The 1,779-nt window shown below is 34.3% G+C and carries 2 protein-coding genes and 1 pseudogene; all 3 read left to right on the top strand.

Translation table 11 applies throughout. From position 1 onward, the window contains the following. Positions 1-119 precede the first annotated feature (119 nt). Positions 120-434 (top strand): hypothetical protein, encoded by a 315-nt coding sequence (locus ABR397_RS22470; RefSeq protein WP_350307654.1) that lies wholly within the window; start codon positions 120-122, stop codon positions 432-434. 500 nt (positions 435-934) lie between these two features. Next, positions 935-1,414: an Hcp family type VI secretion system effector gene (locus tag ABR397_RS22465; protein ID WP_350307653.1), complete on the top strand. Its 480-nt coding sequence runs from the start codon at positions 935-937 to the stop codon at positions 1,412-1,414. A 2-nt stretch (positions 1,415-1,416) separates the two neighbouring features. Then, positions 1,417-1,779: pseudogene (locus ABR397_RS22460) on the top strand (RNase A-like domain-containing protein); the annotation flags it as partial.

Below are 1,779 nucleotides of genomic sequence, written 5' to 3'. Positions count from 1 at the left end.
CACTTGAATTTTTAAATCATATATCTCAAAGAACCCAGAGTTTTTTAAATGCACATCCTGAAAAAAGATGAGTAATTAAAATTGCTTTAATACAACAGTAAACAAAGAGGTGAAATATAATGGACATGAGAGAAAAATTGCAGTACGTAGATAAGCTGAAGAATGCTATTGATAATAATGATTTTGAATCATTTCACAAAATATTCAATGAGTTGCAAGGAAATCATCTTAATATTGCACCACTAATATTATTAAAAAATATTAATCATCTTATCCGGGACGCTAAAAATATAAAAGGATGTTTTAGCAACCATTATTATGATGCCGCTGATCCAAAGTTATGGGAAACTATTTCCGCCATATTAGAACATCTGAATCAGTCATCAAAAATAATGCAAAATTATATAAATAAACACCTTGAAAAGGATAAATAAATCAACCTTATATCCGTAAAGTTTTCAAGAAAAAACGCTTTTGAAGGTAGTGAATTAATTATATATTATACTTCAAAAGCGCCATTCAATAGTAATGACCTGTATTTGCACCAATATGCTTACTGATTATATTGCTATTAATTTATGTAACTGAAAAAAAAGATTTAAATCACGTTCCCTTAATATCATTAAATTTACGTTACTGGGATATTGGATATGACGGTTTTTTATCAGACTAATGGTGTGTATTTAGAATAATTTAAAATGTCTCTGTATGCATATCTTCGTGTAGAAATATCAATATGTAATCATAACTAACTATTTGATATATAAAATAAATAACTTTACTATGCTAATAGTATCAATCATATTTTGGCGCCAGATTTCTTTCTTACATTCTCCTTACAAATGTAAATTATCTTAAATTTATAAATTTTTGGTTGATTTTTCCACGCACCCTACAGAAGAATCGAACAAACAGTATGTAAGGGGCAATCAACATGGCAAATATGATTTATTTAACACTGAAAGGTAAAAAGCAGGGTTTAATCTCCGCAGGCTGCGGCTCCTTAAACTCCATAGGAAATAATTACCAGCATGGTCATGAAAATGAAATTTTCATTTACACTCTTCAACATTTGATGACCAGAGAGCAACATGCTTCTCATCATCCGGTCATGATAATTAAGCCTATCGATAAATCTTCTCCTTTACTGGCGCAGTGTTTTTCTGAGAATGAAGAACTGGAATGTTTATTTGAATTGTACCGAACATCGCTAACCGGAGGGTTGGAAAAATATTATTCTATCAGGCTGGGCTATGCTTTTATATCCAGCATAAAATCCAATTATCCACATTCCAAAGATAATAACTCAGGCACACCACAAGAAGTTATCTGTTTTACTTACAAGAATATCACCTGGAACAATCTTGCTTGTTCAACTGGGTCTTACAGCTTCTGGGATGACAGGATCTATTAACCATGAATAACGCCAATTATTTGACTGATGCTGCTGTTGATTCAGAATCTGAAAATGGGTTACGCATTGTTTTGTCGCCAGTTCAGTTGGCAGCGGTTCTGTCGGATAATACTATTACTGAAGAGGAAACCTGGAGTAACCGAATATTAGGGGGGGCGGGTTTAGCCGCCGGGGTGGTTGAACTTATTGGTGCCGGCGGTCTTTGTCTGGCACCCGACCCGACAACACTCACTAAAGCGGCCTGTATTATTGTTGGGGCGCATAGTCTTGATGTAATGAATGCTTCTGCCAGTCAAATAATAACCGGCAGAGAAACCATGACGGAAACTTATCGCGAGGCGGTAGATTTAGCAAAAGAATTTGGT

Origin of the sequence: Photorhabdus viridis (assembly GCF_040256935.1) — a bacterium.
In the GTDB taxonomy this organism is placed as follows: domain Bacteria; phylum Pseudomonadota; class Gammaproteobacteria; order Enterobacterales; family Enterobacteriaceae; genus Photorhabdus; species Photorhabdus viridis.
The sequence above is the reverse complement of the archived record's forward strand: the minus strand, read 5'-3'. Positions and strand labels throughout refer to the sequence as shown.

What these genes read in the sequence shown, in the direction of transcription:
- ABR397_RS22470 (WP_350307654.1), top strand. Translation starts at nt 120, where the DNA reads ATGGACATGAGAGAAAAATTGCAGTACGTAGATAAGCTGAAGAATGCT.
- ABR397_RS22465 (WP_350307653.1), top strand. Translation starts at nt 935, where the DNA reads ATGGCAAATATGATTTATTTAACACTGAAAGGTAAAAAGCAGGGTTTA.